This window comes from Marivita sp., assembly GCF_017643905.1.
Lineage (GTDB): Bacteria > Pseudomonadota > Alphaproteobacteria > Rhodobacterales > Rhodobacteraceae > Marivita.
On the sequence record NZ_JAEPMO010000242.1, the window covers coordinates 1 to 3,988 of the forward strand.

The 3,988-nt window shown below is 63.0% G+C and carries 4 protein-coding genes; all 4 read right to left on the bottom strand.

All coding sequences use genetic code 11. The annotated features are described in order from the left end of the window. On the bottom strand, positions 1-794 hold a 794-nt coding region (locus tag JJ869_RS22530), incomplete at its 3' end, for a glycosyl transferase family protein (protein WP_292271039.1). Continuing rightward, on the bottom strand, positions 791-3,421 hold the full coding sequence (locus JJ869_RS22535) for a nitrate reductase (protein ID WP_292271046.1): 2,631 nt from the start codon (positions 3,419-3,421) through the stop codon (positions 791-793). The genes JJ869_RS22535 and JJ869_RS22530, both read right to left, overlap by 4 nt. Further along, the gene (gene nirD, locus JJ869_RS22540; RefSeq protein WP_292271041.1) at positions 3,421-3,750 is read right to left on the bottom strand and encodes a nitrite reductase small subunit NirD; all 330 of its coding nucleotides are present in this window, start codon (positions 3,748-3,750) and stop codon (positions 3,421-3,423) included. The genes JJ869_RS22535 and nirD overlap by 1 nt, the downstream gene beginning before the upstream one ends. Beyond that, a partial coding sequence (locus JJ869_RS22545) for a hypothetical protein (RefSeq protein WP_292271044.1) occupies positions 3,747-3,988 on the bottom strand: 242 nt, incomplete at its 5' end. The genes nirD and JJ869_RS22545, both read right to left, overlap by 4 nt.

Genomic DNA, 3,988 nt, shown 5'->3' on the forward strand with positions numbered 1-3,988 from the left:
CTGTCACCGGTCGGTTCCGAAAGCCGACGTGTGTCCTCAACAACGGCTGGCAATGTGCCGTCCCAAACCGCGCCACCGCGCAAACCAAAGGCGGCGATGTCCTTGGCAGGGTGACGCTCGAACTCGCCACCGCCACCCTTGATCACGGTCAAGGCATTCCAACCCAGAATCTGTGCCGCCTCCGCCTGAAGCAAACGGTAGGACGGGTGAAACACCCCCTGAACGCTGGCCGAAGCAGCAGCGGGGTTCAGCATGCGGCAGACCGTATTGATGCAGGATCGCAGTCCCAGAACATCGCGCAATGTCAGAAGCCGAAACAGCGCAGGATGGAAGGTTTCAAGCGGCAGATAGGCAATACGGTCTGTGTCCAACAGGGACGCCGCATGATCGGGATTGGTCGCAATCCCGATGCCAACCGTTGCCAGACCTGCGCGCACTTTCGGGTCTGTCCCGTTCCAGCCATGCAACAGCACGCGGTGCCCCGCATCAGCCACTATCCGGGCGGCGCATAGAAACCACGGTGCCCCGCGCGTGCGGCCCGCTGCATAGCTCGGCCAGTCCAGATCGGCGGTTGGCAAAACCGGCAAACCTGCCTGCGCCGCGCGCGCGAACCCAGCGATCTCTTCTGCAGTTTCACCCTTCATCCGCAAGAGCATCAGCAAAGCTCCCACAGCCTCGGGAGCCGCATCACCCTGCAACATGAGGCGCATGGCGTCCGCTGCTTCGTCCTCGGTCAAGGCACGAGACCGCCCCGGCCCCCGGCCCAAGGTCTGGACATGCAGGGCCAAGCTCATTCCGCCGCCTCGCGCAGGCGAACCCGATCCAGCAGATCCGCAAGTTCAGGTCGACACGACCCGCAATTCGTTCCCGCATTGAGACTTGCACCGATCTGGTCGACGCTCATCAGGCCTTGGGTTTCTATCGCCGTCACGATGCTGTTGACCCCAATCCCGAAACAGGAACACAGAACAGGCCCCGGATCAGGCACATCCGCGGGCGTCCGGCCCGTGATGGCGCCCGCCCCGTCGGTGCCCGGCAGGGTCGCAAGGTAGTCGCGCATTACTGCAACCGGCGTCGCCGCCGCAAAGAGCGCCCCGATCATGATACCATTGCGATGCAACACCATCCGTGCATGTCCCAGCCTCGCATCGATCATCGTGACCAGCGTCGCGTCGGAGGCTGCGAAAAGGCGCAGCGCCTCGCTCTCCCAGTCGGCGATGGGCGAGGTGCCGGCCAGTTCTGCGCGGTAGCCGTGGGTGGTTCGAGCCAAAGCCCAGTAGTCGCTGGTCAACACCATCGGATCTCGGGCCACGGCAAAGCCGTACCATGCCGCGTCATACCGGCTGACAGCAACCACGCTGGCCTTGCTTTCGGGTTGGCCGGACACCGGATCACATGCCGCCGCCACCAGAGCGTCAATCCGTGCCGACGGTGCCGTTTCTCCCGTCCAGTGCATGGGCGCAAAGACCTGCGCCACCTGCACCGCGTCGGAAATGCGGGCACGCAGGATCGCGCTGCCGTGCGGGCTTTTCAGGGTCACGAGGTCTGACCTCGCGATGCCCAACCGCTGGGCATCAATCGGGTGAATGTCCACAAACGGCTCCGCCAGATGCGCCGACAAGCGCGGGCTGAGCGCCGTGCGCGTCATGGTGTGCCACTGATCGCGCAACCGGCCTGTGTTGAGCCGGAACGGATAGCGCGGCTCTGTCTTGGCGGCAGGTGGTCGCCAAGACACCGGCAGCAGCCGGGCCTTGCCATCGGGTGTAAAGAACTGCCCATCCGCGAAAAAGCGTCCGCCCTTGCGCGTCTGCGTGATCGGCCAGCGTTGCGGCTCCAGCGTGTCGTAATCCGTGTCTGTCAGGGTCGAGAGTGCGGAGATATCGAAATCCCGACCCATTTGGCCGGCAAGCCCTGACAGTGTGGCGTATTCCCGAAAGATCTCCGCCTCGCTGGCATAGTCAAACGCCGCCTCGAAACCCATGCGGCGACCAACTTCGGCAAGGATGTGCCAATCCGGGCGCGCTTGACCGGGGGCGGGCAGAACGCTGCGCTGGCGGCTGATGGTGCGATCCGAATTTGTAACAGTACCATCTTTCTCGGCCCAGGCCGTTGCGGGAAGCAGCACATCGGCCAATCGCGCGGTGTCGGTCTGATCGGTGATGTCGCTGACAACCGTAAAGGGACAGGCGGCAATCGCATCTCGTACCGCATCCGCCTCTGGCATCGAAACCGCAGGGTTCGTGTGAATGATCCAGAGCGCCTTGATCCGTCCGTCCCCCACCGCCCGGAACATGTCCACAGCCTTGAGGCCGGGCGCTTCGGGCAGCGGACCTGACGTCCAGAACCCACGCACGACGGACCTGTGGTCGGCGTTCTCAAGATCAAGATGACAGGCAAGCATGTTGGCCAGCCCACCCACCTCGCGGCCCCCCATGGCATTCGGTTGTCCGGTAACAGAGAGGGGACCGCAGCCCGGTTTTCCAATGCGACCCGTCGCCAGGTGGCAATTGAGGATCGCGTTGACCTTGTCCGACCCCGACGTCGATTGGTTAACCCCTTGGGAATAAATCGTGACGACCTTTTCGGTGCGCATCCACAGATCACAAAAAGCGGCGATCTGCGCCTCGGGCAACCCAGTCGGTGTAGCCGGGTCATTTTGCGCAGCGTGCAGCGCGGCATCAAAGCCGGTGGTCCGGGCAATGAAAGCCTTGTCCAGCGCACCGCCTTCGTAAAGCGCGGCAAACAGGCGATTGAACAGCGCCACATCCGATCCGGGCTGAATCGCAAGATGCATGTCAGCCGCGTCACAACTTGCCGTGCGGCGCGGATCGACCACGACAATCTTGGTACCGCGCGCTTTGCGGGCTGCGATCACGCGCTGGTACAGAACCGGATGGCACCAGGCGAGGTTTGATCCGACCAGCACAACAAGGTCGGCCTCGTCCAAATCCCCGTACGTGCCGGGAACCGTATCGCTGCCAAAGGCGCGTTTGTGCCCGGCCACGGACGACGCCATGCAGAGCCGCGAATTGGTGTCGATATTGGCCGAACCGATGAAGCCCTTCATCAGCTTGTTGGCGACATAGTAATCCTCGGTCAGCAGCTGCCCCGAGACATAGAAGGCCGCGCTGTCAGGCCCGTGCTCTGCGATGGTTTCGGTAAATCTGTCTGCCACCAGTTGCAGTGCGCTATCCCAATCCGTGTCAACGCCAGAGACCCGTGGGGCCAACAGCCGATGACCCAGCCCTACAGTCTCGCCCAGCGCTGATCCTTTCGAGCAGAGCCGTCCAAAGTTCGCCGGGTGCTCCGGGTCACCCCGGACGTCCAGACCGCCCTGTCCATCAGGGCGCAAGAGAACGCCGCATCCCACCCCACAATAGGGACATGTGGATCGTATCTCTGGCAGGCCGCTGCCGTCCATCACGCGGCGCTCCGCGCAACAAGGCGAGTGCCGTCGATCCAGACACGGCCCTCGCGGACTTGCACGGGGAAGGTGGTGATGGCCCCGTTTTCGCCTTTGGCCTGCCCCGTGTTCAGGTCAAAGACCCAATTGTGCAGCGGACAGGTCACCGATTGCCCATGCACGATCCCTTCGGACAGCGGCCCACCCTTGTGCGGGCAGCTGTTTGTGGCAGCAAACACCTCTTCCGCGTCGGTGCGAAACACCGCCACGCATCCCAATGCGGTCTTGATCTTGCGCGCTCCACGCAGGGGGATGTCGCCAATGGCGCAAATGTCGATCCAGCTCATTCCGCAGCCTCCAATGTCAGATCGGCCAGCGGTTGATAGGCCTCGGCCTGCTTGGCATGCTCGGCCCAAGGGTCCTTGCGGTAAATCGACTGGGACAGCTCGAACGCCGCGATCAGCCGCGCGCGTTCGTCCAAATCGTCCACCACTCGTGCCTTGACCCAATCAAGCCCGACCTTGGCCACCCATTTGTAGGGCCGGTCGAGGTATTTGGCGTTTTCGCGGTAAAGCTGAATGAAAG